This window comes from Halomonas korlensis, assembly GCF_900116705.1.
GTDB lineage: Bacteria > Pseudomonadota > Gammaproteobacteria > Pseudomonadales > Halomonadaceae > Halomonas > Halomonas korlensis.
The window spans coordinates 60,555-83,569 of the sequence record NZ_FPBP01000014.1; the positions used below are offsets into that span (position 1 = coordinate 60,555).

Consider the following 23,015-nt stretch of genomic DNA (forward strand, 5'->3'; position numbering starts at 1 on the left):
TGAACTCCTTGCTGTCTTGATTAAGTGGGTAGGATCTTGGGGCGGATGGATAGAAAATATCAGTGGCGCACCAGGCACCATATGTCGAATCATACGCGGCTCAGGCACTCGGGTCCCGCGAGCCGATCAATTGTGCCAGGGCCTGCTCATCGAGGCGCTGACGATCGACCTTGAGATAGGCCAATCGTTCCTCGGGTACCACGAGTACGTCCTCGACCCCGGCCACCTCGGCGAAGCGTGCCATCAGGGCGTCCAGCGCCACTTCCGGTGTATCGGCATCGAGGGCGACGACCTCGCTGGCCAGATGAGGAGGCGCCGACATGCCGACCATCAGCGCCAGCCATGCCAGCCCCAGCAGCGCACAACCGGCGAACACCGCTGAGAGCCCCAGTTGCTGGGCTAGAAGCCCTCCCAGCAGGCCGCCCAGAAAGGCGCCGAGGAACTGGCTGGTGGAGTAGATGCCCATGGCCGTGCCCTTGGCCCCCGCCGGGGCCAGCTTGCTCAACATCGACGGCAGGGTCGCCTCGAGCAGGTTAAAACCGGTAAAGAACAGCAGCATCCAGCCGACCAATCCCCACCATCCCGAAGCCAGGCCAGCCAGCCCGACAAGGCTAAGGGTGATCGCCCCGATCGCCAGCAGGCACATGGCTTTCATGTGACGCCATTTTTCCGCAACGATCACCAGCGGCACCATGGCCAGAAAAGCCAGGGCCATGACGCCAAGATACGTGAGTCCATGGCGCTCGACCACGACCCCCGCCTCGATAAGCCGGAAGGGCACGGCAACGAAGATCGCCATCAGGATGAGATGCAGCGAGAAGATCGACAGATCTATTCGCCACAGGTCGCTGCGTTTCAGGATCGAGCGCAACTGCTCGCGGTCGAGCCCCACGTCACGATGGCGCACCCGGCGCGGTGCCGGCGGCACCAGCTTCCACAGCACGACGAGGCCCAGCATGGCCAGCCCAGCCGTGAACCAGAAGACACCGCCAAGGCCAAAACCGGCGGCTAGCCAGGGGCCGAGCACCATGGCTACAGCGAAGGCGGCCCCGATAGATAGCCCGATGGTGGCCATGGCGGCCGTGCGTACCTGTTCACGGGTCTGGTCGGCAAGCAGCGCCATGATCGCGGCAGCCACGGCGCCGCTACCCTGCAGGCAGCGGCCCAGGATCACCCCACCGATGGTGTCGGCACCGGCGGCTACTATGCTGCCGATCAGAAACAGCACCAGCCCGGCGGCGATGACCGGCTTGCGCCCCAGACGGTCCGAGAGCAGGCCGAAGGGAATCTGCAGAATGGCCTGCGTCAGTCCATAGACACCCAGCGCGAGTCCCACCAGCAGCGGTGTCGCCCCGGCCAGATCATCAGCGTAGAGCGCCAGCACCGGCAACACCATGAACAGACCCAGCATGCGGGTGGCGTAAAGTCCGGCGAGACCGGTGATGGCACGCCGCTCTGACACTAACAGCAGCCCTGAGACCTTTCGCATAAACGTTCCGGGATTCCGTAGGCAGACGCATGGCATCGAAGATGGACCGACTATTCTAGCGGCTCGTCACCCGGCAGGGAAAGCCGACAGCCGGGATGGGCTTTGCCGGCCGGGTGGCGAGACACGTATAATTGATCTTTTGCCGCGCGTCTCGAGGTGGGAATGGACAAGATTCTGGTCAGGGGTGCTCGCACCCACAACCTCAAGCAGATCGACGTGGAGTTGCCCCGCAATCGACTGATCGTGGTCACCGGTCTTTCTGGTTCGGGCAAATCATCGCTGGCCTTCGATACGCTCTATGCCGAAGGACAGCGGCGCTATGTGGAGTCCCTCTCCACTTATGCCCGCCAGTTCCTGTCGATGATGGAGAAGCCTGACGTCGATCACATCGAGGGGCTGTCGCCGGCGATCTCCATCGAGCAGAAGTCGACCTCTCATAACCCGCGCTCCACCGTGGGCACCATCACCGAGATCTACGACTACCTGCGCCTGCTGTTTGCCCGGGCCGGGACGCCTCGCTGCCCCGAACACGGCGAGGATCTCGAGGCCCAGACCGTCTCGCAGATGGTCGATCAGGTACTGGCGCTCCCCGAAGGCACCAAGCTGATGCTGCTGGCCCCGGTCGTCAAGGGACGCAAGGGCGAGCACCTGCAACTGCTCGCCGAACTGCGCGCCCAGGGCTTTGTGCGGGCCATGATTGATGACCAGGTACTCGAGCTCGACGACATCGCCCCGCTGGACAAGAACAAGAAGCATGACATCAGCGTGGTGGTCGACCGTCTCAAGGTCCGCGAAGGGCTACAGCAGCGCCTGGCCGAGTCCTTCGAGACCTCGCTCAACCTGGCCGACGGCGTTGCCATGATCCACTTCATGGACGGCGAGCAGGACGACATGGCATTTTCGGCACGCTTCGCCTGCCCGGTGTGCGGCTATTCCATCGCCGAACTCGAGCCGCGCATGTTCTCCTTCAACAACCCGGCCGGCGCCTGCCCCACCTGCGACGGCCTGGGCGTACAGCAGGTCTTCGACCCGGACAAGCTGATCAGCCATCCGGCGCTGTCGCTGGCCGAGGGCGTGATCAAGGGCTGGGACCGGCGCAGCGTCTACTATTTCAATCAGCTGCAATCGGTCGCCGACCACTACCGCTTCACGCTGGAAACCCCCTGGCAGGACCTGGCGCGACACGAGCGCGAGGTCATCCTGCACGGCAGCGACAGCGACGACATCGCCTTTCACTACGTCAACGACCGTGGGCGCAAGGTGTCCCGCGAGCATCCGTTCGAAGGGGTGCTGCCCAATATGCAGCGGCGCTATCGCGAGACCGAGTCGACCATGGTCCGCGAGGAATTGGCGCGCTACATCGCCGTGCAGCCCTGCCCGACCTGCCAGGGTTCGCGGCTTCGCAAGGAGTCCCGCAACGTCTTCATCGACGACCACACCCTGCCGGAAATCGTCCATCTGCCCATCGGCGAGGCGTGGCGCTATTTCGGTGAGCTCGCGCTGCCCGGTCGGAAGGGCGAGATCGCCGCGAAGATCGTCAACGAGATCCACGCTCGCCTGGAGTTTCTGGTCAACGTCGGCCTGGACTACCTGAACCTGGAGCGCAGCGCCGAGACGCTCTCCGGCGGCGAAGCCCAGCGTATCCGGCTGGCCAGTCAGATCGGCGCCGGCCTGGTCGGGGTCATGTACATCCTCGACGAGCCGTCCATCGGCCTGCATCAGCGCGACAACAACCGCCTGCTGCAGACGCTGGAGCGCCTGCGCGACCTCGGCAACACCGTCATCGTGGTCGAACACGACGAGGAGGCGATTCGCGCCGCCGACCACGTGCTCGACATCGGCCCCGGCGCCGGCGTGCATGGCGGCCATATCGTCGCCCAGGGGACCCCCGAGGACATCATGGCCGCGCCTGACTCGCTCACCGGCCAGTACCTTTCCGGCGCCCGGCGCATCGAGGTGCCACCCTGGCGGATCCCCGGCAATCCCGAGAAGATGCTGCGCCTCACCGGCGCCAGCGGCAACAACCTGCAGGACGTAAGCCTGAGCCTGCCGCTGGGGCTGTTCGTCTGCGTCACCGGCGTCTCGGGCTCCGGCAAGTCGACGCTGATCAACGGCACCCTGATGCCCATCGCCGCCCGCGAGCTCAACAAGGCCACCAGCCTGACGCCCGCGGCGCACACCGGCATCGAAGGGCTCGACCAGCTCGACAAGGTCATCGACATCGACCAGAGCCCGATCGGGCGCACGCCGCGTTCCAACCCGGCCACCTACACCGGCATCTTCACGCCCATCCGCGAGCTTTTCGCCGGCACCCAGGAGGCGCGCTCACGTGGCTACAAGCCGGGACGCTTCTCCTTCAACGTCAAGGGCGGGCGCTGCGAGGCCTGCCAGGGCGAGGGCATGATCAAGGTCGAGATGCACTTTCTTCCTGACATCTACGTGCCCTGCGATGTCTGTCGGGGCAAGCGCTACAATCGCGAGACCCTGGAGATACACTACAAGGGCAAGAGCATCCACGAGGTGCTGGAGATGACCGTGGAGGAAGCCCTCGACTTCTTCAGCCCGGTACCGGCCATTGCCCGGCGGCTCCAGACCCTGCTCGACGTGGGGCTTTCCTACATTCGTCTGGGCCAGAGCGCCACCACCCTCTCCGGCGGCGAAGCGCAGCGTGTCAAGCTGGCCCGAGAACTCGCCAAGCGGGATACCGGCAAGACTCTCTATATCCTCGACGAGCCGACCACCGGCCTGCACTTCGAGGACATTCGCCAGTTGCTCGCCGTACTGCACCGCCTGCGCGATCATGGCAACACCATCGTGGTTATCGAGCACAACCTCGACGTGATCAAGACCGCCGACTGGCTGATCGACCTCGGCCCCGAGGGCGGCTCGGGCGGCGGGCGCATCATTGCCGAGGGCACCCCCGAGCAGGTGGCCCACCTGGAGGCGTCGCATACGGGGCGCTTTCTCAAGCCACTGCTGGAGAAGCAGCCGAGGAGCCAGGAGCCGCGAGCCACGAGCGCGGCGGGAAGCTGATAGAGTCCGCAGCGCAAGACGAGCCTTGCGCGCACGAAAAAACCGGCCCTCGCGAGAGGAGCCGGTTTTGCTGTTGCGCTGCCAGGTCGGAACCCGCTACCGAGTGTTACTCCTCGACGGCGACTTCCTCGTCCTCGACGATCGGACGATCGACCAGTTCGACGAAGGCCATGGGCGCGTTATCGCCGGTGCGGAAGCCGCACTTGAGAATACGGACGTAACCGCCCGGGCGCTCGACGTAACGCGGCCCCAGCTCACTGAAGAGCTTGCCGACCGCTTCCTTCGAGCGGGTACGGCTGAAGGCCAGACGGCGATTAGCGACGCTGTCCTGCTTGGCCAGGGTAATCAGCGGCTCGATGACGCGACGCAGCTCCTTGGCCTTGGGCAGGGTTGTCTTGATCACTTCGTGCTCGATCAACGACACGCTCATGTTCTTGAACATGGCCTGACGGTGCGAGCTCGTGCGATTGAGGTGACGACCACTCTTACGATGACGCATGGTTGTAATTCCTTACCAAACTTGGACTCGAGACGACGCTCACGCGGAGGCCTTATCGTCCTTCAGGCTTGCCGGCGGCCAGTTCTCCAGCCGCATGCCAAGGGAAAGACCGCGGGCTGCCAGAACGTCCTTGATCTCGTTCAGGGACTTCTTGCCGAGGTTGGGCGTCTTGAGAAGCTCCACCTCGGTACGCTGAATCAGATCGCCGATATAATAGATATTCTCGGCTTTCAGGCAGTTGGCGCTGCGAACGGTCAACTCGAGATCGTCTACGGGGCGCAGCAGGATGGGATCGATATGATCCTGCTCCTCCTCCACTTCCTGTTCCTTGTCGACTTCCAGGTCAACGAACGCACCCAACTGCTCTTGCAGGATGGTGGCGCTGCGACGGATCGCCTCTTCCGGATCCAGGGTGCCGTCGGTCTCCAGGCTGATGATCAGCTTGTCGAGGTCGGTGCGCTGTTCGACACGCGCGGCCTCGACGGAGTAGGAGACACGACGCACGGGGCTGAAGGTCGCATCCAGCTGCAAACGGCCGATGGCACGTGATTCGTCGTCGGCTTCGCTGCGAACGTCGGCCGGCTCGTAGCCACGACCTCTGGCTATCTTGAGCTGCATCTTGAGCTCGCAACCCTCGTTGACGTGGGCAATGATGTGCTCGGGATTGACGATATCGACATCATGATCGAGCGCGATATCTCCCGCAGTCACGACGGCCGGGCCCTGCTTGTTCAGCGAGAGCACCGCCTCGTCGCGAGTGTGCATCTTGATCGCCACGTCCTTGAGGTTCAGGAGAATCTCGATGACATCTTCCTGAACACCCTCGATCGCGCTGTACTCGTGATCGACGCCGGCGATCTCGACTTCCACCACGGCACAGCCGGGCATAGACGAGAGCAGGATACGACGCAGTGCGTTGCCCAGGGTATGGCCAAAGCCACGCTCGAAGGGCTCGAGCACGATCTTTGCGTGGTGTGCGCTGATTTCTTCGACCTTGATGTCGCGAGGACGGAGAAACTCTGTCACTGAACGCTGCATATGAACACCTATCAGGCTGCCAAACGGATACTCGGTACTCTGGCCGGCCCCGATCATGGGGGCCGGAACGACGCCTGGCGCCGTTTACTTCGAGTACAGCTCGACGATCAGGTTTTCGTTGATGTCGGCAGTCAGGTCACCGCGTTCAGGCAGAGCCTTGAAAGTGCCTTCCATCTTCTTGGCATCAATCTCGATCCAAGCGATATCGCCACGGTTGGCCGCAATGGACAACGCGCTTTGAATACGAGCCTGGTTCTTCGCCTTTTCGCGGATCGACACGACGTCACCCGGCTTCACTTGATAGGAAGCCACGTTGACAGTGCGTCCGTTCACGGAAACCGCCTTGTGGCTGACCAGCTGACGCGCTTCAGAGCGCGTCGAGCCGAAGCCCATGCGGTAGACGACGTTGTCCAGCCGGGATTCGAGCAGCTGCAGCAACACCTCGCCGGTCGCGCCCTTGAGACGGGCCGCTTCCTTGTAGTAGTTGCGGAACTGCTTCTCGAGTACGCCATACATGCGACGTACTTTCTGCTTCTCGCGAAGCTGCAAGCCGTAGTCGGAAAGACGCTGACGGCGCTGGCCGTGCACACCCGGAATCTGTTCGGATTTGCACTTCTTCTCGAAGGGAGTGACACCGCTCTTCAGAAAGAGGTCGGTCCCCTCACGACGAGACAGTTTGCACTTCGGTCCAATGTAACGAGCCATGAATCTGTCTCCTTAAACGCGGCGTTTCTTCGGCGGACGGCAGCCATTATGGGGAATGGGCGTCGCGTCGGTGATGCTTTGCACGCGGAAGCCGGCGGCATTGAGTGCCCGCACGGCGGATTCACGGCCAGGACCGGGGCCCTTGACCAGCACGTCGACGTTTTTCACACCATACTCGGCTGCAGCAGTCGCTGCACGCTCGCTTGCCACTTGAGCAGCGAACGGGGTGCTCTTGCGAGAACCACGAAAACCCGAACCACCGGCAGTCGCCCATGACAGAGCGTTGCCCTGGCGGTCTGTGATCGTAATGATCGTGTTGTTAAAAGAGGCATGGATATGCGCGATGGCATCCACTACCTGCTTTTTAACCTTTTTACGGTTGCTACGCGGGTTAGCCATGTTGATGTCGTTTCCTGTCTTTACGCCAGAACGTGCGTGTTATTTGCGAATCGGCTTGCGCGGGCCCTTGCGGGTACGCGCATTGGTCTTGGTACGCTGACCACGCAGCGGAAGACCACGACGATGACGCAGACCACGATAGCAACCCAGGTCCATGAGACGCTTGATATTAAGCGTGACATCACGGCGAAGGTCGCCTTCCACGGTGTACTTGCCGACCTCGGTACGCAGGGTGTCGACGTCTTCTGACGACAGATCCTGCACCTTGGTGGTCGGCGCGATGCCGGTCGCGTCACAGATATGACGTGCGCGAGTACGGCCAATCCCGAAGATATAGGTCAGCGAGATCGCCGCATGCTTGTTGTCCGGGATATTGACGCCTGCAATACGGGCCATCAGCTTACTCCGAAATTTGAGCGGCTTGCTCGTTGGATCAACTACAAAAGGCGCAACAGCATACCCCTTTACCCTTGGAAGGGCAAGGGGTATGCCGGCGCCCGGTTCAGTACAGCGTCAGGTTCAGCCCTGGCGCTGCTTGTGCCGCGGCTCGCTGCAGATGACGCGCACGGCGCCATTGCGACGAATGATCTTGCAGTTACGGCACATTTTCTTCACGGAAGCTCGAACTTTCATCGTTCTTTCTCCAAAATCGACTCGCGGTGCGCCAAATCGACGGCCTCACGGCTACATCATGCCGCCGCTGCCATAGCCTTTCAGGTTGGACTTCTTCATCACCGACTCGTACTGGTGCGACATGAGGTGCGATTGCACCTGAGCCATGAAGTCCATGATCACCACCACCACGATCAACAGCGACGTGCCGCCGAAGAAGAACGGCACGTTCCAGGCCACAATCAGAAATTGGGGCATCAGGGAAACCGCAGTAATGTACAAGGCACCGAACAGGGTCAGACGCGTCATGACCTTGTCGATATAGCGAGCGGTCTGCTCACCGGGGCGAATGCCCGGCAAGAAGGCCCCCGACTTCTTGAGATTGTCGGCGACGTCCTTGGGATTGAAGACCAGTGCTGTGTAAAAGAAGCAGAAGAATACCACCGCCGCGCCGAAAAGCAAGATATACAGGGGTTGGCCCGGCCCCAGGGCCTGGGACGCACGCTGTAACCACTCCATGCCATCCCCGGCCCCGACCCACTGGCCCAGCGAGGCTGGAAACAGCAGGATGCTCGAGGCGAAGATCGCCGGAATGACACCCGCCATGTTGACCTTGAGCGGCAAATAACTGCTCTGGCCGGCATACATCTTGTTGCCGACCTGCCGGCGCGGGTAGTTCACGGTGATGCGACGCTGGCCGCGCTCGATGAACACCACGAAGGCGACGGTCGCGACACCCAGCACGGTCAACGCCAATAGCGGCAACACGTTCCAGGCGCCCTCGTTGCGCGCCAGGACGAACGCCTGTCCCACCGCTCCCGGCAGCCCGGCGACGATGCCGGCGAAGATCAGCAACGAAATACCGTTGCCGATGCCCTTCTCGGTGATCTGCTCGCCCAGCCACATCAGGAACACCGCACCGGTGACGAAGGTCACGATGGCGGTGAAATAGAAACTGAAGTCGGCGGTATAGGCGATACCCTGACTCGCCAGGCCCACGGACATGCCGGTGGCCTGCACGAATGCCAGGACCACGGTGCCGTATCGGGTGTACTGGCTGATCTTGCGCCGACCGGCCTCCCCTTCTTTCTTCAATTGCTCGAGGTGCGGCGAGACGGCCGTCATCAACTGCATGATGATCGACGCCGAGATGTAGGGCATGATCCCCAGCGCCATGATGCTCATGCGCTCCAGAGCGCCACCCGAGAACATGTTGAACATGCCCAGGATGGTACCCTGCTGCTCCCGGAACAAGGCAGCAAGCTGGTCAGGATTGATACCGGGAACGGGGATATGGGCACCGATGCGGTACACCACGATGGCGAGGAGCACGAAGCGCAGACGCGCCCACAGTTCACTCAATCCGCTGCCCATCGCCGGCATGTTTCCTGACTTGGCCATTTAGTCCTCTACCTTGCCACCGGCGGCTTCGATTGCGGCGCGGGCACCCTGGGTGACCTTGATGCCGCGGACCGTCACCGCCTTGTTCAGTTCGCCGGACAGGATCACCTTCGCGTGCAGCGTGGCGTCCTTCAGCACGTTGGCCTTCTTGAGGCTTTCCAGGGTGACGTCACCACTTTCGACCTTGGCCAGCTCGCCCAGGCGCACCTCTTCGGTGACCAGCGACTTTGCCGAGGTGAAGCCGAACTTCGGCAGACGACGCTGCAGCGGCATCTGGCCGCCTTCGAAGCCTGGCTTGACGCTACCGCCACTGCGCGACTTGAGACCCTTGTGGCCACGGCCACCGGTCTTGCCCAGACCGGAACCGATGCCACGGCCGACACGCTTTTCGGCGTGCTTGGAGCCCGGAGCCGGGCTCAGGCTATTGAGTTTCATGGATTACTCTCCCTCAACACGCACAAGGTAGTTGACCTTGTGGATCATGCCGCGAACGGCAGGGGTGTCTTCCAGTTGAACCGTATGACCGATGCGGCGCAGGCCCAGTCCACACATGGTGGCCTTGTGCTTGGGCAGGATACCGATGGTACTGCGGGTCTGGGTGACCTTGAGTGTAGCTGTCATGGCATTTACCCCGTGATCGCTTCGACGGACATTCCGCGCTTGGCGGCAATATCGTCCGGCGATTGGATGGAGGCCAGGCCATTCACCGTCGCGCGCACCACGTTCACCGGATTGGTGGAGCCGTAGCACTTGGCCAGCACGTCGTGGACGCCAGCCAGCTCGAGGACGGAGCGCATGGCGCCGCCCGCGATGATGCCGGTACCTTCCGAGGCGGGCTGCATGTACACCTTGGAGGCGCCGTGACGGGCCTTGACCGGATACTGCAGGGTGCCACCCTTGAGGTTGACCTTGACCATGTTGCGACGGGCCTGGTCCATGGCCTTCTGGATCGCGACCGGCACTTCACGCGCCTTGCCACGACCGAAGCCCACACGGCCCTTGCCATCGCCGACGACGGTCAGGGCGGTGAAGCCGAAAATGCGCCCCCCCTTGACCACCTTGGCGACACGGTTGACCTGCACAAGCTTCTCTTGCAGATCTCCGGTGTTCTGTTCGTTCTTCGCCATCGTAAAACCCTTTAGAATTCCAGGCCGCCTTCACGAGCGGCGTCGGCCAGGGCCTTGACGCGACCGTGGTACTTGAAACCGGCACGATCGAAGGCTACCTGAGTGATGCCAGCCTGCTTGGCACGTTCGGCAATCAATGCACCCACCTTGGCGGCGGCGTCCGAGTTACCGGTCGCTCCCTCACGCAGCGCCTTGTCCAGCGTCGACGCGCTTGCCAGGACCTTACCACCATCCGGCGAGATGATCTGCGCATAGATGTGGCGCGGGGTACGATTGACGCACAGGCGATACACGCCCAGCTCGCGAATCTTGGCGCGAGCGCGGCGGGCACGACGGAGACGAGATTCTTTCTTCGCGTTCATAACCCTGCCTTACTTCTTCTTGGCTTCTTTGCGGCGGACTTGTTCGTCGCCGTACCGGATACCCTTGCCCTTGTAGGGCTCGGGCGGACGGAAGGCGCGGATTTCCGCGGCAACCTGGCCGAGCTTCTGCTTGTCCGCGCTTTTCAGCACGATCGTAGTGTTCTTCGGTGTTTCCACCGTGACACCCTCAGGCAGCGTGTAATCGACCGGGTGGGAGAAGCCCAGTGTCAGGTTGAGCGTCTGGCCTTTTGCCTGGGCACGATAGCCGACGCCATTGATCTCGAGAGACTTGGTAAAGCCCTCGCTTACACCAGTGACCAGGTTTTGCACCAGGGCACGAGTGGTACCGACCATGGCCCAGCTCTTCGCGGACTCGCTGGGCTGGAACGTCAGTTGACCTTCCTCCTGGCCGAGCACCACATCCGAGTGGACGGTCATGGACAAGGTGCCCTGGCCGCCCTTGACGGTCAGCTGATCGCCGTCGACCTTGATGTCGACGCCGCTGGGCACTTTGACCGGATATTTGGCTACGCGGGACATTCCAAACTCCTAGAATACGGTGCAGATGACTTCGCCACCGATACCCGCCTGGCGCGCCGCACGATCGGTCATTACCCCGTTGGAGGTCGTGACGATCGCGATGCCCAGGCCTTCGGCGACCTTGGGAAGCGCGTCCTTGCCCTTGTAAGAGCGCAGGGACGGCTTGGAGACCCGCTGCAGGTGCTCGATGACCGGCTTGCCCTCGAAGTACTTGAGGGTGACGGTCAGCTCGGGCTTGGCACTTTCGCTGACGGCGAAGTCAGTGATAAAGCCCTCTTCTTTCAGCACGCGGGCCACCTGGACCTTCAATTTGGAAGACGGCATGGAAACCGTCTCCTTGGTGGCCATCTGCGCATTGCGGATACGGGTTAACATATCCGCCAGAGTGTCTTGCATGCTCATTTACGTTGCGCTCCTGATGATTCTACGTGGCGTTACCAGCTGGACTTCTTGAGCCCGGGCACGTCGCCACGCATGGCGGCTTCACGCAGCTTGTTGCGGCCGAGGCCGAACTTGTTGTAGAAGCCGTGCGGACGGCCGGTGATCCGGCAACGGTTGCGCTGACGCACCGGGCTGGAGTCGCGCGGCAGTTGCTGCAGCTTCAGCTGCGCCTCGAAGCGCTCCTCGTCAGAGGCGTTGACGTCCTGGATGACCGCCTTGAGCTCGGCACGCTTGGCGGCATACTTCTCCACCATCTTGGTACGCTTGAGCTCGCGTTCTACCATGCTTTTCTTTGCCATGATCCCACCCTTACTTTTTGAACGGGAAGTTCAGCGCGCTAAGCAACGCACGCCCTTCTTCATCGTTGTTGGCGGTGGTGGTGATGGTGACATCCAGACCACGGATCCGATCGATTTTATCATATTCGATCTCTGGAAAGATGATCTGCTCACGCACCCCCATCGAGTAATTGCCACGACCGTCGAAGGACTTCGGGTTGAGACCACGGAAGTCACGCACGCGGGGGATCGCGATATTCACCAGGCGATCGAGAAAGTCCCACATCCGCGCGCTGCGCAGTGTGACCTTGATCCCGATCGGCCAGCCTTCACGCACCTTGAAGCCCGCGATGGACTTGCGCGCCTTGGTGACCATCGGCTTCTGACCGGAAAGCATCTCCAGGTCGCCGATGGCGTTGTCGATCAGCTTTTTATCGCTGGTCGCCTCGCCGATGCCCATGTTGAGCGTCACCTTGGTGACACGCGGCACCTGCATTACATTGGCGTAGCTGAACTGCTCTTGGAGCTGAGCTACGACCTCATTCTGATAACGTTCTTTCAAGTTCGCCATTTTGCTACCCGACTCGCGTTAGGCGTCGATCTGCGTCTGCGTCGACTTGTAGATACGAACCTTGGTACCGTCTTCGTTCACCTGGAACCCGACGCGATCCGCCTTACCGGTCTCCTGATTGAAGATGGCAACGTTGGACGCGTGAATCGGAGCCTCGCGCTCGACGATACCGCCCTGTTGGCCCGCCATGGGATTGGGCTTGGTGTGACGCTTGATCATGTTCACACCGGACACCACGAAGCGGTTTTCGAGAACCCGCTTGACGGTGCCGCGCTTGCCCTTGTCCTTGCCGGCAATGACGACCACTTCGTCGTCACGTTTGATCTTTTGCATATCCGCCTCGCTCCTTACAGCACTTCGGGCGCCAGGGAAATGATCTTCATGAACTTCTCGTTGCGAAGTTCACGCGTCACCGGCCCGAAAATACGGGTACCGATCGGCTGTTCGTTGGTGTTATTCAACAGAACGGCCGCATTTCCATCGAAGCGGATCAGCGAACCGTCGCTACGACGGACGCCACTACGGGTACGAACCACTACCGCCTTGAGCACCTGGCCTTTCTTGACCTTGCCACGCGGGATGGCTTCTTTCACTGTGACCTTGATGACGTCACCGACGCGGGCATAACGGCGGTGTGAACCACCGAGCACCTTGATGCATTGCACCCGGCGCGCTCCGCTGTTGTCGGCGACATCCAGCATTGTCTGAGTCTGAATCATCGGTTTTCTCCAAACCTAATCTGACTGCACTGGTTTGACAGGCGTGAGCCGATCAGCCCTTGGCTTGCTCGACCACCTCGACCAGCGTCCAGGCTTTCTTCCTGGACAATGGGCGACACTCCTGGATGGAGACCGTATCACCGGCCTTCGCCTGGTTAGCCTCGTCGTGGGCGTGCAGCTTGGTGGAGCGCTTCATGTACTTGCCATAGATCGGGTGACGCTCGCGGCGCTCGATCATTACCACGATGGACTTGTCCATCTTGTCGCTCACCACCTTGCCGGTGAGCGTACGGGCTTTCTTTTCTTCAGCCATCTCAGTCACCTGCCTTCTCGTTGAGCACAGTCTTCACCCGGGCGATGTCCCGACGAACCTGCTTGAGCAGGTGTGTCTGGCTGAGCTGGCCGGTGGCCTTCTGCATGCGCAGGTTGAACTGCTCGCGGAGGAGTTCGAAGAGCTGCTCCTTGAGCTGCTCTGCTGACTTTTCACGGATTTCCTGGGCTTTCATCACATCACCGTCCGTTTCACAAAGGTGGTGGAGACCGGGAACTTCTGCGCCGCGAGAGCGAACGCCTCGCGGGCCAGCTCCTCGGACACGCCTTCGATCTCGTACAGGACCCGACCCGGCTGAATCTGGGCGACCCAGTACTCGACCGAGCCCTTGCCCTTACCCATACGGACTTCGAGCGGCTTCTTGGAAATCGGCTTGTCCGGGAACACCCGAATCCAGATCTTGCCACCACGCTTGACGTGACGAGTGATCGCACGCCGCCCCGCCTCGATCTGGCGAGCGGTGACGCGGCCCCGGCCGGTGGCCTTGAGCCCGTACTCACCGAAACTCACCTTGCTTCCGCGATGCGCCAGGCCACGGTTGCGACCCTTCTGCATCTTGCGGAACTTCATACGCTTGGGTTGTAACATCGACTCGCTCTCCCCTTATCTGGAACCTTTCTTCTTGGAGGGCGCTGCCTGCGGCTGCTTCGCCTTGGCGCGGACCTCCTCGATGCCCCCGAGGATTTCACCCTTGAAGACCCAGACCTTGACACCAATGATGCCGTAGGTGGTCTTGGCCTCGTAGGCGGCGTAGTCGATGTCCGCACGCAGGGTATGCAGCGGAACACGACCTTCCCGATACCACTCGGTACGCGCGATTTCCGCACCGCCGAGACGACCCGACAGCATCACCTTGATACCGCCTGCGCCGAGGCGCATGGAGTTCTGCACGGCACGCTTCATGGCACGACGGAACATCACGCGGCGCTCGAGCTGGCCGGCGATGTTCTGCGCCACGAGCATGGCATCCAGCTCGGGCTTGCGAATTTCCTCGATGTTGACGTGCACGGGCACGCCCATCATCGCGGTGACTTCGCGGCGCAGCCGATCGACGTCCTCACCCTTCTTGCCGATCACGATGCCCGGGCGGGCAGTGTGAATGGTAATGCGGGCATTATTGGCCGGACGCTCGATGTGGATACGGCTCACGGACGCATTCTTCAAGCGCTTCTCGAGGAAGCTACGCACTTCGAGATCGCTGTTGAGCTTATCGGCATAGGCGCCGCGCTCGGCATACCAGACTGACGTATGGTCTTTGACGATACCCAGCCGAATGCCTGTTGGATTGACTTTTTGACCCATCTGGTCGACTCCTACTTCTCGGCTACCTTGACGGTGATGTGGCAGGTGCGCTTCAAGATACGATCCGCACGGCCCTTGGCGCGCGGCTTGATACGCTTGAGCGTCATGCCCTCATCGACGCAGACGGTCGAGACACGCAGCTCGTCGATATCCATGCCGTTATTTTCTTCCGCATTCGCGATGGCGGACTGCAGCACTTTACGAACCAGCTTGGCAGCCTTCTTCGGTGAGAAGGTCAGCAGGTCGAGCGCCTCGGCGACCGGTTTACCGCGCACCTGGTCAGCCACCAAACGGGCCTTCTGGGCGGATAACCGAGCGCCACGCAACTTAGCTGTGACTTCCATCTCTGAATCCTCTCTGGCTTACCGTTTGGCTTTTCTGTCCGCCGCATGACCGCGATAGGTGCGGGTAGCAGCGAATTCGCCCAGCTTGTGGCCAACCATTTCCTCGGAGACATGCACCGGGACGTGTTGGCGACCGTTATGGACTGCAATGGTGAGCCCGACCATGTTGGGCAGGATCATCGAGCGACGCGACCAGGTCTTGATCGGTTTGCGATCGCTCTTCTCCACTGCAGTCTCAACCTTCTTCAAAAGATGAAGGTCAATAAAGGGACCTTTCTTCAGTGAACGTGGCACAGCCGTTACCTCTTGATGTCTTGGCGTTGGATCTTATTTCCGGGCCTTGCGGCGACGGACGATCAGCTTGTCGGTGCGCTTGTTCTTGCGGGTCTTGTGGCCCTTGGTGGGGATACCCCACGGGCTGACCGGGTGGCGACCCCCGCTGCTGCGGCCTTCACCGCCGCCGTGCGGGTGGTCCACCGGGTTCATGGCGACACCGCGAACGGTCGGACGCACCCCTCTCCAGCGCTTCGCACCGGCCTTGCCAAGCTGACGCAGGCTGTGCTCGGAGTTGCTCACTTCCCCCAGGGTCGCGCGGCACTCCGCCAACACCTTGCGTGTCTCGCCGGAGCGCAGACGCAGGGTGGCATAGTTGCCTTCACGGGCGACCAGCTGGGCGCTGGTACCGGCACTGCGAGCGATCTGGGCACCCTTGCCGGGCTTGAGCTCGATACAATGCACGGTGGAACCCAGCGGAATGTTACGCAGCGGCAAGGCGTTGCCTTTCTTGATCGCCGCGTTGACACCCGACTCGAGACGATCACCGGCACTCACGCCCTTCGGCGCTATGATGTAACGGCGTTCGCCATCGAGATACTTGAGCAGTGCAATGTGCGCACTGCGGTTCGGGTCGTGCTCCAGGCGCTCGACGGTGGCGGGAACGCCATCCTTGGTGCGCTTGAAATCGACCAGCCGATAATGATGACGGTGGCCACCACCCACGTGACGGGTAGTGATGCGACCGCGGTTGTTACGGCCACCGGAGCGGGACTGCTTCTCGAGCAACGGCGCGTAGGCGCGGCCCTTGTACAGTTCCTCGCCGACGATCTTGACGACGTGGCGACGACCGGCGGATGTGGGTTTAGTCTTGACGATTGCCATGATCCGTACTCCTGCCCTTATTCGGCGCCAGAGAAGTCTTCAAGGGTTTCGCCGGCGGCCAGTGTGACGTACGCCTTGCGATACCCCTTGCGATGACCCAGACCTTGCGCAGTGCGCTTGGTCTTGCCCTTCATGTTCAGCACCTGAACACGGTCGACCTTCTTGCCGAACAGCTCCTGAACGGCCGCCTTGATCTCGGGCTTGGTCGCGTCGCTGGCCACCTTGAACACGTACTGGTTGCGTTCGGCGGCCATCGCAGCCTTCTCGGTCACGTGCGGACCAAGCAGAACCTTGAATACACGTTCCTGGTTCATGCCAGCTTCTCCTCGAATTTACGCAGAGCGGAGACGGTGACCAGCACCTTGTCGAAAGCCACCAGGCTCACCGGGTCGGCGGCCGCGGCGTCCACTACATCCACATTGGGAATGTTGCGGGCGGCCAGATAGAGCTTCTCGTCAAGCTCTTCGGTGACGATCAACACCTTCTCCAGGCCCAGATCTTCGAGCTTGGCGACTAGCTGCTTGGTCTTGGGGGCTTCAACGGCGAACTCATCGACGACCACCAGACGTTCCTGGCGCACCAGCTCGGAGAGAATCGAGCGCATGGCCGCACGGTACATCTTGCGGTTGACCTTCTGGGAATGGTCCTGCGGACGTGCCGCGAAGGTCACACCGCCCCCACGCCAGATTGGCGAACGGATGGTACCGGCACGCGCACGTCCGGTGCCCTTCTGACGCCACGGCTTCTTGCCGCCGCCGCGCACGTCGGAGCGATTCTTCTGGGCGCGAGTCCCCTGACGAGCACCGGCCAGATAGGCGGTGACGACCTGGTGCACGAGTGCCTCGTTGAATTCTTTGCCAAAGGTGGCATCGGATACTTCGACGGTTCCGGCGCCTGCACCTGCAAGATTCAGATTCATCGGTCTCTATCCCCTTCAGCGAGCTTTCACGGCGCTGTGCACGACAACGTCACTGCCAGTGGCGCCAGGCACGGCGCCCTTGACCAGCAACAGGTTACGTTCGGTGTCGACACGCACGACTTCGAGACTCTGGACGGTGCAACGCACGTTGCCCATCTGGCCGGCCATCTTCTTGCCCTTGAACACGCGTCCAGGGGTCTGGCACATACCGATGGAGCCCGGCGCGCGATGCGACAGGGAGTTACCGTGAGTATTGTCTTGGGTGCGGAAATTCCAGCGCTTGACGGCGCCCTGGAAGCCCTTGCCCTTGGAGGTGCCGGTCACGTCGATCATCTGACCAGCTTCAAAGAGGGATACGGTGAGTTCGCCACCCACTTCGGGAGCCTCGACGCCTTCGGGAAGGCGAAACTCCATCAGTGAACGGCCAGCCTCGACACCTGCCTTGGCGAATTGCCCAGCCTGGGCTTTCGTCAGGTGCTTGGCCTTGCGGGAGCCGGTTGTCACCTGAATCGCAGCATAACCATCATTCTCGACGGTCTTGACGCGAGTCACGCGATTCGGATCAACCTCGATCACGGTCACGGGCACGGATGCGCCGTCTTCGGTGAAGACACGGGTCATCCCGGCCTTCTTACCGACTAAACCGATAGTCATTCTCAGTCTCCTTTAGTGTACGGGGCTATCACCCGCTATGGCTGCCCTTTCCAGAGCATTCCACTAGCACGTTGTATGACGCCATCGCGGCGTGGCGGCTGCTGATCGCCTCGAATTCTGAGGTAGGGCGAACGCTGGGCCGCGAGTGTCTAGTGTGGTCTTAGTCGAGCTTGATCTGCACGTCGACGCCGGCGGCGAGGTCGAGCTTCATCAAGGCATCAACGGTTTTTTCCGTGGGCTCGACGATATCGAGAACACGCTTGTGGGTGCGAATCTCATACTGGTCGCGCGCGTCCTTGTTGACGTGCGGCGAGATCAGGATGGTATAGCGCTCACGATTGGTCGGCAGCGGAATCGGCCCGCGCACCTGGGCACCGGTACGCTTGGCGGTTTCCACGATCTCCGCGGCGGACTGATCGATCAGGCGATGGTCGAAAGCCTTCAACCGAATGCGAATCTTCTGGTTCTGCATTCCTAAACTCCAATGGATATCGACGGCGCGAGCCGTCCACCCACGCATTCAAAGGATGCGCATTATAGGCACGTCGTTAGCGAGTGTCAACCGAACGCTACAGTGCGTAGAAAGGGGGTCCCTTGGGACCCCCTTCGATCAAACAGTCGTCAAACGACTTACTTGATGATCTTGGCCACGACGCCGGCGCCGACGGTACGGCCACCTTCACGGATGGCGAAGCGCAGGCCGTCATCCATGGCGATCGGGGCGATCAGGGTGACCACCATCTGGACATTGTCGCCCGGCATGACCATCTCGACGCCTTCCGGCAGTTCACAGGTACCGGTGATGTCGGTGGTACGGAAGTAGAACTGCGGACGATAGCCCTTGAAGAACGGCGTATGACGACCACCCTCTTCCTTGGACAGCACGTAGACTTCGGCTTCGAACGTGGTGTGCGGGGTGATGGTGCCCGGCTTGGCCAGGACCTGACCACGCTCGACGTCGTCACGCTTGGTGCCGCGCAGCAGGGCGCCGACGTTCTCACCGGCACGCCCCTCGTCGAGCAGCTTGCGGAACATTTCCACACCGGTCACGACGGTCTTGACGGTGTCCTTGATGCCGACGATCTCGACTTCCTCGCCCGCCTTGACGACGCCGCGCTCGACACGACCGGTCACGACCGTACCACGACCCGAAATCGAGAATACGTCCTCGATCGGCATCAGGAACGGCTGGTCGATGGCACGCTCGGGCTCCGGAATGTAGTCGTCCAGCGCCTTGATCAGGCTGGCAACGGCGGTGGTACCCATGCCGTTGTCGTCCTTGCCTTCCAGGGCCATGAGGGCGGAACCGGTGATGATCGGGGTGTCGTCACCCGGGAAGTCGTACTGGTCGAGGAGCTCGCGAACTTCCATTTCGACCAGCTCGAGCAGCTCCTCGTCATCGACCATGTCGGCCTTGTTCAGGAACACGACGATGTACGGCACGCCGACCTGACGCGACAGCAGGATGTGTTCGCGAGTCTGCGGCATGGGGCCGTCGGCAGCGGAACAGACCAGAATCGCGCCGTCCATCTGGGCGGCACCGGTGATCATGTTCTTGACGTAATCGGCGTGCCCCGGGCAGTCGACGTGAGCGTAGTGACGCGTCTCGGACTGGTACTCGACGTGCGAGGTGGCGATGGTGATGCCGCGCTCACGCTCTTCCGGCGCATTGTCGATGGCGTCGAACTCGCTCCAGTCACCACCGAAGACCTCGGCGGAAACACGGGTCAGGGCCGCAGTCAGCGTGGTCTTGCCGTGGTCGACGTGACCGATTGTGCCGACGTTGATATGCGGTTTGGTACGTTCAAATTTTGCCTTAGCCACTGCTATAACCTCTTTACGTTAGCTAAACGGTTAACCGTTCTGGTTGATGACGGCTTCGACGACGCTGGAGGGCGCCTCTTCGTAATTCGCAAACTCCATGACGTAGCTTGCGCGGCCCTGGGTCTGAGAACGTAGATCGGTTGCATAACCGAACATCTCAGCCAGCGGCACCGTGGCGCGGATGATCTTGCCGGTTGGGGAATCATCCATACCCTGCACTAGGCCGCGGCGACGGTTGAGATCGCCCATGACGTCGCCCATGAAATCTTCGGGCGTCACCACCTCGACCTTCATCACCGGCTCCAGCAGCACGGCCTTGGCCTTTTTGGCTCCTTCCTTGACCGCCATGGAGGAGGCGACCTTGAACGCGGTCTCGTTGGAGTCCACGTCATGGTAAGAACCGTCGTACAGCGTAACCTTGACGTCGATCATCGGATAGCCCGCAATGACGCCATTTTGCAGCTGCTCGTAGGCCCCCTTTTCGACGGCCGGAATGTATTCCTTGGGAACCACGCCGCCAACGACTTCGGAGGCAAACTTGAAGTGCATGTCTTCGTCTTCGCCCTTCTCTTCCGCAGTGAGCGGCTCGATGCGCAGCCAGACATGACCGTACTGCCCGCGTCCACCTGACTGGCGGACGAACTTGCCTTCCTGCTCGACCTTGGCGCGAATGGTTTCGCGATAGGCGACCTGAGGCTTGCCGATGTTGGCCTCGACCTTGAACTCGCGACGCATGCGGTCGACGAGGATGTCGAGGTGCAGCTCGCCCATGCCGGAGATGATGGTCTGGCCGGTTTCCTCATCGGTCTTGACCTGGAACGAGGGATCTTCCTGGGCCAGCTTGCCCAGAGCCACACCCATCTTTTCCTGGTCAGCCTTGGACTTGGGTTCGACGGCTACCGAAATCACCGGGTCCGGAAATTCCATGCGCTCGAGCACGATCTTGTCGTTCAGATCGCACAGGGTATCACCGGTGGTGACGTCCTTGAGACCGATACAGGCGGCGATATCGCCAGCCAGCACTTCCTTGATCTCTTCACGCGAGTTGGCGTGCATCTGCACGATACGACCGACGCGCTCTTTCTTCTCCTTGACGGAGTTGAAGACGCTATCGCCCGACTTCAGCACACCCGAATAAACGCGGATGAACGTCAGGGTGCCGACGAAGGGATCGGTGGCAATCTTGAACGCCAAGGCCGAGAAGGGCGCATTATCGTCCGCTTCACGGGTGGCGATGGTGCCATCCTTGTCGTCCAGCTCACCCTCGATGGCCTTGACCTCGGTGGGCGACGGCATGTACTCGATCACGCCATCCAGCACCGCCTGCACGCCCTTGTTCTTGAATGCCGAGCCGCAGGTGACCAGCACGATCTCGTTGGCCAGGGTGCGCGCGCGCAGGCCGGCCTTGATTTCCTCGATCGTCAGCTCACCGCCTTCGAGGTACTTGTTCATCAGCTCCTCGGAGCCGTCGGCAGCCGCCTCGACCATTTCTTCACGATACTTCTCGGCGGTTTCCTGCAACTCAGCAGGAATATCCACCAGCTCGTAGCTCATGCCGAAATTGTCTTCGTCCCAGAGAATGCCCTTCATCTGGACCAGATCGATGACGCCCTTGAACTCGTCCTCGGAACCCCAGTTGATCTGGATCGGCACCACATTGGCGCCCAGACGGGTCTTGAGCTGGTCGACGACCATGAAGAAGTCGGCACCGGCACGGTCCATCTTGTTGACGAACACCATGCGCGGGACTTCGTACTTGTTTGCCTGGCGCCAGACAGTTTCTGTCTGCGGCTGGACGCCGGAAGAACCGCACAACACGACCACGGCACCGTCGAGCACGCGCAACGAGCGCTCCACCTCGATGGTGAAGTCGACGTGTCCAGGCGTGTCGATGATGTTGATGCGATGCTCATCGAACTGCTTGTTCATGCCCTGCCAGAAGCAGGTGGTCGCCGCCGAGGTAATGGTAATACCGCGCTCTTGCTCCTGCTCCATCCAGTCCATGGTGGCAGCGCCATCATGGACCTCGCCGACCTTGTGGGAGAGGCCGGTATAGAACAGGACGCGCTCGGTAGTGGTGGTCTTCCCGGCGTCGACGTGTGCCACGATACCGATATTGCGGTAACGCTTAAGCGGAGTCTTGCGAGCCACGTTGTAACTCCCCGTTAGTTGGCGATGTGCCTTGAATCTGCGCCGTCGCGCGTCATACCCTGCGCAGCGGCATGCTCAGAAACCAAGCACTTAGAAGCGATAGTGAGAGAAGGCCTTGTTGGCTTCTGCCATACGATGCACGTCTTCACGCTTCTTGACGGCCGAGCCCTTACCTTCGGCGGCGTCCAGCATCTCACCCGCCAGACGCAATACCATTGTCTTCTCGCCACGGCGACGTGCCGCATCCACCAGCCAGCGCATGGCCAGTGCATGACGACGCGAGGGACGGACTTCCACCGGCACCTGATAGGTCGCACCACCAACGCGGCGGGACTTCACCTCAACCATGGGCTGGATAGCTTCCAGCGCTTTCTCGAAGATCTCCAGCGGCTCTTCCTTGCTACGCTCGGCAACCCTGTCCAGCGCACCATAGACGATCCGCTCGGCAACGGATTTCTTGCCGCCGTACATCAGGTGGTTCATGAACTTGGCGAGACGCTCACTTCCGAACTTGGGATCCGGAAGGATCTCGCGCTTCGCTGCTACTCTTCTTCTAGGCATGATAAGCCCTCTGTAAAGGGTCCTTCAGGTAAACCCGAGACGATTGCCGTAGGCAGTGCTCGACCTTACTCTTATCAGACCGATGCCATGTTTCTGTCAGGCCGACCGAAAGGCCAGCCAAGTCGCGTCCTGGCGTTAAACCTTCGGGCGCTTGGTGCCGTACTTGGAACGGCCCTGCTTGCGGTTCTGCACGCCGGAGGTATCCAGAGCGCCACGCACGGTGTGATAACGCACACCGGGAAGGTCCTTGACGCGGCCGCCGCGAATCAGGACCACGGAGTGCTCCTGAAGATTGTGACCTTCACCGCCGATGTAGGAAGACACCTCGAAGCCGTTGGTCAGGCGCACGCGGCAAACCTTGCGCAGGGCCGAGTTGGGCTTCTTCGGGGTAGTCGTATAAACGCGGGTGCAAACGCCGCGCTTCTGCGGGCAGGCCTGAAGCGCCGGCACGTCACTCTTGCTGACGGGGCGCTTGCGCGGCTTGCGCACGAGCTGATTGATCGTTGCCATGTTGTGTCGCTGACTCCAATGGGTTGCCTTGCCGTTACAGCGGGCGC

34 protein-coding genes are annotated in these 23,015 nt (G+C 61.2%); 1 reads left to right on the plus strand and 33 read right to left on the minus strand.

Annotation, left to right across the window (positions count from 1 at the left end; translation table 11 throughout):
- Positions 1-100: 100 nt before the first annotated feature.
- Complete coding sequence (locus BM341_RS16290; RefSeq protein ID WP_089797123.1) at positions 101-1,489, minus strand: MFS transporter; 1,389 nt, start codon at positions 1,487-1,489, stop codon at positions 101-103.
- Positions 1,490-1,651: 162 nt separating this feature from the next.
- On the opposite strand from BM341_RS16290, the gene uvrA reads away from it, so the two are divergent.
- Complete coding sequence (uvrA, locus tag BM341_RS16295; protein ID WP_089797124.1) at positions 1,652-4,522, plus strand: excinuclease ABC subunit UvrA; 2,871 nt, start codon at positions 1,652-1,654, stop codon at positions 4,520-4,522.
- A 106-nt stretch (positions 4,523-4,628) separates the two neighbouring features.
- On the opposite strand, the gene rplQ is transcribed toward uvrA, so the two are convergent.
- From rplQ to rpsL, 32 genes are all read right to left on the minus strand, one after another.
- Positions 4,629-5,021: a 50S ribosomal protein L17 gene (gene rplQ / locus BM341_RS16300; protein WP_089797125.1), complete on the minus strand. Its 393-nt coding sequence runs from the start codon at positions 5,019-5,021 to the stop codon at positions 4,629-4,631.
- A gap of 39 nt (positions 5,022-5,060) precedes the next feature.
- Entirely contained in the window at positions 5,061-6,059 is a 999-nt protein-coding gene (locus BM341_RS16305) for a DNA-directed RNA polymerase subunit alpha (RefSeq protein WP_089797164.1), read from the minus strand.
- Positions 6,060-6,143: 84 nt separating this feature from the next.
- A complete protein-coding gene (rpsD, locus tag BM341_RS16310) occupies positions 6,144-6,764 on the minus strand; it encodes a 30S ribosomal protein S4 (RefSeq protein WP_089797126.1) in 621 nt (206 codons plus the stop codon).
- 12 nt (positions 6,765-6,776) lie between these two features.
- Positions 6,777-7,163, minus strand: a complete 387-nt coding sequence (gene rpsK / locus BM341_RS16315; protein ID WP_040183105.1) for a 30S ribosomal protein S11 — start codon at positions 7,161-7,163, stop codon at positions 6,777-6,779.
- Between the two features lie 39 nt (positions 7,164-7,202).
- Positions 7,203-7,559: a 30S ribosomal protein S13 gene (gene rpsM / locus BM341_RS16320; RefSeq protein ID WP_089797127.1), complete on the minus strand. Its 357-nt coding sequence runs from the start codon at positions 7,557-7,559 to the stop codon at positions 7,203-7,205.
- A gap of 123 nt (positions 7,560-7,682) precedes the next feature.
- Positions 7,683-7,796 carry a 50S ribosomal protein L36 gene (gene rpmJ, locus BM341_RS16325; RefSeq protein ID WP_008959154.1) on the minus strand — a complete coding sequence of 38 codons (114 nt, stop codon included), beginning with the start codon at positions 7,794-7,796 and terminating at the stop codon, positions 7,683-7,685.
- Between the two features lie 51 nt (positions 7,797-7,847).
- Positions 7,848-9,176, minus strand: coding sequence for a preprotein translocase subunit SecY (gene secY, locus BM341_RS16330; protein ID WP_089797128.1), 1,329 nt, complete (start codon positions 9,174-9,176; stop codon positions 7,848-7,850).
- Complete coding sequence (rplO, locus tag BM341_RS16335; protein ID WP_089797129.1) at positions 9,177-9,611, minus strand: 50S ribosomal protein L15; 435 nt, start codon at positions 9,609-9,611, stop codon at positions 9,177-9,179. It lies immediately after the preceding gene.
- A 3-nt stretch (positions 9,612-9,614) separates the two neighbouring features.
- Positions 9,615-9,797 carry a 50S ribosomal protein L30 gene (gene rpmD, locus BM341_RS16340; RefSeq protein WP_089797130.1) on the minus strand — a complete coding sequence of 61 codons (183 nt, stop codon included), beginning with the start codon at positions 9,795-9,797 and terminating at the stop codon, positions 9,615-9,617.
- 5 nt (positions 9,798-9,802) lie between these two features.
- Complete coding sequence (gene rpsE, locus BM341_RS16345; RefSeq protein WP_089797131.1) at positions 9,803-10,303, minus strand: 30S ribosomal protein S5; 501 nt, start codon at positions 10,301-10,303, stop codon at positions 9,803-9,805.
- Positions 10,304-10,314: 11 nt separating this feature from the next.
- A complete protein-coding gene (gene rplR, locus BM341_RS16350) occupies positions 10,315-10,665 on the minus strand; it encodes a 50S ribosomal protein L18 (protein ID WP_089797132.1) in 351 nt (116 codons plus the stop codon).
- 9 nt (positions 10,666-10,674) lie between these two features.
- Positions 10,675-11,205, minus strand: coding sequence for a 50S ribosomal protein L6 (rplF, locus tag BM341_RS16355; protein ID WP_089797133.1), 531 nt, complete (start codon positions 11,203-11,205; stop codon positions 10,675-10,677).
- A gap of 9 nt (positions 11,206-11,214) precedes the next feature.
- On the minus strand, positions 11,215-11,607 hold the full coding sequence (rpsH, locus tag BM341_RS16360; protein WP_089797134.1) for a 30S ribosomal protein S8: 393 nt from the start codon (positions 11,605-11,607) through the stop codon (positions 11,215-11,217).
- Positions 11,608-11,639: 32 nt separating this feature from the next.
- The gene (rpsN, locus tag BM341_RS16365; protein ID WP_089797135.1) at positions 11,640-11,945 is read right to left on the minus strand and encodes a 30S ribosomal protein S14; all 306 of its coding nucleotides are present in this window, start codon (positions 11,943-11,945) and stop codon (positions 11,640-11,642) included.
- A gap of 10 nt (positions 11,946-11,955) precedes the next feature.
- Positions 11,956-12,495, minus strand: coding sequence for a 50S ribosomal protein L5 (gene rplE, locus BM341_RS16370; protein ID WP_089797136.1), 540 nt, complete (start codon positions 12,493-12,495; stop codon positions 11,956-11,958).
- Between the two features lie 18 nt (positions 12,496-12,513).
- The gene (rplX, locus tag BM341_RS16375) at positions 12,514-12,828 is read right to left on the minus strand and encodes a 50S ribosomal protein L24 (protein WP_089797137.1); all 315 of its coding nucleotides are present in this window, start codon (positions 12,826-12,828) and stop codon (positions 12,514-12,516) included.
- Positions 12,829-12,842: 14 nt separating this feature from the next.
- Positions 12,843-13,214, minus strand: coding sequence for a 50S ribosomal protein L14 (rplN, locus tag BM341_RS16380; RefSeq protein WP_009723896.1), 372 nt, complete (start codon positions 13,212-13,214; stop codon positions 12,843-12,845).
- 52 nt (positions 13,215-13,266) lie between these two features.
- Positions 13,267-13,527 carry a 30S ribosomal protein S17 gene (rpsQ, locus tag BM341_RS16385; protein ID WP_089797138.1) on the minus strand — a complete coding sequence of 87 codons (261 nt, stop codon included), beginning with the start codon at positions 13,525-13,527 and terminating at the stop codon, positions 13,267-13,269.
- 1 nt (position 13,528) lies between these two features.
- Positions 13,529-13,720: a 50S ribosomal protein L29 gene (gene rpmC, locus BM341_RS16390; RefSeq protein ID WP_089797139.1), complete on the minus strand. Its 192-nt coding sequence runs from the start codon at positions 13,718-13,720 to the stop codon at positions 13,529-13,531.
- The gene (rplP, locus tag BM341_RS16395) at positions 13,720-14,133 is read right to left on the minus strand and encodes a 50S ribosomal protein L16 (RefSeq protein WP_021819610.1); all 414 of its coding nucleotides are present in this window, start codon (positions 14,131-14,133) and stop codon (positions 13,720-13,722) included. The genes rpmC and rplP overlap by 1 nt, the downstream gene beginning before the upstream one ends.
- A 15-nt stretch (positions 14,134-14,148) precedes the next feature.
- Positions 14,149-14,847, minus strand: a complete 699-nt coding sequence (gene rpsC / locus BM341_RS16400; protein WP_089797140.1) for a 30S ribosomal protein S3 — start codon at positions 14,845-14,847, stop codon at positions 14,149-14,151.
- An 11-nt stretch (positions 14,848-14,858) separates the two neighbouring features.
- Positions 14,859-15,191 (minus strand): 50S ribosomal protein L22, encoded by a 333-nt coding sequence (gene rplV, locus BM341_RS16405; protein WP_089797141.1) that lies wholly within the window; start codon positions 15,189-15,191, stop codon positions 14,859-14,861.
- An 18-nt stretch (positions 15,192-15,209) separates the two neighbouring features.
- Complete coding sequence (gene rpsS, locus BM341_RS16410; RefSeq protein WP_048306673.1) at positions 15,210-15,485, minus strand: 30S ribosomal protein S19; 276 nt, start codon at positions 15,483-15,485, stop codon at positions 15,210-15,212.
- 33 nt (positions 15,486-15,518) lie between these two features.
- The gene (gene rplB / locus BM341_RS16415; protein WP_089797142.1) at positions 15,519-16,349 is read right to left on the minus strand and encodes a 50S ribosomal protein L2; all 831 of its coding nucleotides are present in this window, start codon (positions 16,347-16,349) and stop codon (positions 15,519-15,521) included.
- A gap of 17 nt (positions 16,350-16,366) precedes the next feature.
- Positions 16,367-16,663: a 50S ribosomal protein L23 gene (rplW, locus tag BM341_RS16420; RefSeq protein ID WP_089714412.1), complete on the minus strand. Its 297-nt coding sequence runs from the start codon at positions 16,661-16,663 to the stop codon at positions 16,367-16,369.
- Positions 16,660-17,268 (minus strand): 50S ribosomal protein L4, encoded by a 609-nt coding sequence (gene rplD, locus BM341_RS16425; RefSeq protein WP_089797143.1) that lies wholly within the window; start codon positions 17,266-17,268, stop codon positions 16,660-16,662. The genes rplW and rplD overlap by 4 nt, the downstream gene beginning before the upstream one ends.
- A gap of 15 nt (positions 17,269-17,283) precedes the next feature.
- Entirely contained in the window at positions 17,284-17,922 is a 639-nt protein-coding gene (rplC, locus tag BM341_RS16430) for a 50S ribosomal protein L3 (protein ID WP_089797144.1), read from the minus strand.
- 160 nt (positions 17,923-18,082) lie between these two features.
- A complete protein-coding gene (rpsJ, locus tag BM341_RS16435; RefSeq protein ID WP_016419080.1) occupies positions 18,083-18,394 on the minus strand; it encodes a 30S ribosomal protein S10 in 312 nt (103 codons plus the stop codon).
- A 158-nt stretch (positions 18,395-18,552) separates the two neighbouring features.
- Positions 18,553-19,746: an elongation factor Tu gene (tuf, locus tag BM341_RS16440; RefSeq protein ID WP_089797145.1), complete on the minus strand. Its 1,194-nt coding sequence runs from the start codon at positions 19,744-19,746 to the stop codon at positions 18,553-18,555.
- 30 nt (positions 19,747-19,776) lie between these two features.
- On the minus strand, positions 19,777-21,897 hold the full coding sequence (fusA, locus tag BM341_RS16445) for an elongation factor G (protein WP_089797146.1): 2,121 nt from the start codon (positions 21,895-21,897) through the stop codon (positions 19,777-19,779).
- A 90-nt stretch (positions 21,898-21,987) separates the two neighbouring features.
- Positions 21,988-22,458 carry a 30S ribosomal protein S7 gene (gene rpsG / locus BM341_RS16450; protein WP_089797147.1) on the minus strand — a complete coding sequence of 157 codons (471 nt, stop codon included), beginning with the start codon at positions 22,456-22,458 and terminating at the stop codon, positions 21,988-21,990.
- A gap of 135 nt (positions 22,459-22,593) precedes the next feature.
- Positions 22,594-22,968: a 30S ribosomal protein S12 gene (rpsL, locus tag BM341_RS16455; RefSeq protein ID WP_089797148.1), complete on the minus strand. Its 375-nt coding sequence runs from the start codon at positions 22,966-22,968 to the stop codon at positions 22,594-22,596.
- Positions 22,969-23,015 lie beyond the last annotated feature (47 nt).

Bases quoted from the DNA above. Each gene is read 5' to 3' on its own strand.
- rplN (WP_009723896.1), bottom strand. From the start codon at position 13,214: ATGATTCAGACTCAGACAATGCTGGATGTCGCCGACAACAGCGGAGCG.
- rplD (WP_089797143.1), bottom strand. From the start codon at position 17,268: ATGAATCTGAATCTTGCAGGTGCAGGCGCCGGAACCGTCGAAGTATCC.
- rplR (WP_089797132.1), bottom strand. From the start codon at position 10,665: ATGAACGCGAAGAAAGAATCTCGTCTCCGTCGTGCCCGCCGCGCTCGC.
- rplC (WP_089797144.1), bottom strand. From the start codon at position 17,922: ATGACTATCGGTTTAGTCGGTAAGAAGGCCGGGATGACCCGTGTCTTC.
- rpsM (WP_089797127.1), bottom strand. From the start codon at position 7,559: ATGGCCCGTATTGCAGGCGTCAATATCCCGGACAACAAGCATGCGGCG.
- rplV (WP_089797141.1), bottom strand. From the start codon at position 15,191: ATGGAAGTCACAGCTAAGTTGCGTGGCGCTCGGTTATCCGCCCAGAAG.
- rplP (WP_021819610.1), bottom strand. From the start codon at position 14,133: ATGTTACAACCCAAGCGTATGAAGTTCCGCAAGATGCAGAAGGGTCGC.
- rpsE (WP_089797131.1), bottom strand. From the start codon at position 10,303: ATGGCGAAGAACGAACAGAACACCGGAGATCTGCAAGAGAAGCTTGTG.
- rpmD (WP_089797130.1), bottom strand. From the start codon at position 9,797: ATGACAGCTACACTCAAGGTCACCCAGACCCGCAGTACCATCGGTATC.
- rpsJ (WP_016419080.1), bottom strand. From the start codon at position 18,394: ATGCAGAACCAGAAGATTCGCATTCGGTTGAAGGCTTTCGACCATCGC.
- rpsG (WP_089797147.1), bottom strand. From the start codon at position 22,458: ATGCCTAGAAGAAGAGTAGCAGCGAAGCGCGAGATCCTTCCGGATCCC.
- secY (WP_089797128.1), bottom strand. From the start codon at position 9,176: ATGGCCAAGTCAGGAAACATGCCGGCGATGGGCAGCGGATTGAGTGAA.
- rpsH (WP_089797134.1), bottom strand. From the start codon at position 11,607: ATGAGCATGCAAGACACTCTGGCGGATATGTTAACCCGTATCCGCAAT.
- rpsQ (WP_089797138.1), bottom strand. From the start codon at position 13,527: ATGGCTGAAGAAAAGAAAGCCCGTACGCTCACCGGCAAGGTGGTGAGC.
- rpmC (WP_089797139.1), bottom strand. From the start codon at position 13,720: ATGAAAGCCCAGGAAATCCGTGAAAAGTCAGCAGAGCAGCTCAAGGAG.
- rpsN (WP_089797135.1), bottom strand. From the start codon at position 11,945: ATGGCAAAGAAAAGCATGGTAGAACGCGAGCTCAAGCGTACCAAGATG.
- BM341_RS16290 (WP_089797123.1), bottom strand. From the start codon at position 1,489: ATGCGAAAGGTCTCAGGGCTGCTGTTAGTGTCAGAGCGGCGTGCCATC.
- rplX (WP_089797137.1), bottom strand. From the start codon at position 12,828: ATGCAAAAGATCAAACGTGACGACGAAGTGGTCGTCATTGCCGGCAAG.
- rplO (WP_089797129.1), bottom strand. From the start codon at position 9,611: ATGAAACTCAATAGCCTGAGCCCGGCTCCGGGCTCCAAGCACGCCGAA.
- rplE (WP_089797136.1), bottom strand. From the start codon at position 12,495: ATGGCGAACTTGAAAGAACGTTATCAGAATGAGGTCGTAGCTCAGCTC.
- rpsC (WP_089797140.1), bottom strand. From the start codon at position 14,847: ATGGGTCAAAAAGTCAATCCAACAGGCATTCGGCTGGGTATCGTCAAA.
- BM341_RS16305 (WP_089797164.1), bottom strand. From the start codon at position 6,059: ATGCAGCGTTCAGTGACAGAGTTTCTCCGTCCTCGCGACATCAAGGTC.
- rpsD (WP_089797126.1), bottom strand. From the start codon at position 6,764: ATGGCTCGTTACATTGGACCGAAGTGCAAACTGTCTCGTCGTGAGGGG.
- rpsK (WP_040183105.1), bottom strand. From the start codon at position 7,163: ATGGCTAACCCGCGTAGCAACCGTAAAAAGGTTAAAAAGCAGGTAGTG.
- rpsL (WP_089797148.1), bottom strand. From the start codon at position 22,968: ATGGCAACGATCAATCAGCTCGTGCGCAAGCCGCGCAAGCGCCCCGTC.
- rplB (WP_089797142.1), bottom strand. From the start codon at position 16,349: ATGGCAATCGTCAAGACTAAACCCACATCCGCCGGTCGTCGCCACGTC.
- rplQ (WP_089797125.1), bottom strand. From the start codon at position 5,021: ATGCGTCATCGTAAGAGTGGTCGTCACCTCAATCGCACGAGCTCGCAC.
- uvrA (WP_089797124.1), top strand. From the start codon at position 1,652: ATGGACAAGATTCTGGTCAGGGGTGCTCGCACCCACAACCTCAAGCAG.
- rplF (WP_089797133.1), bottom strand. From the start codon at position 11,205: ATGTCCCGCGTAGCCAAATATCCGGTCAAAGTGCCCAGCGGCGTCGAC.
- rplW (WP_089714412.1), bottom strand. From the start codon at position 16,663: ATGAACCAGGAACGTGTATTCAAGGTTCTGCTTGGTCCGCACGTGACC.
- rpmJ (WP_008959154.1), bottom strand. From the start codon at position 7,796: ATGAAAGTTCGAGCTTCCGTGAAGAAAATGTGCCGTAACTGCAAGATC.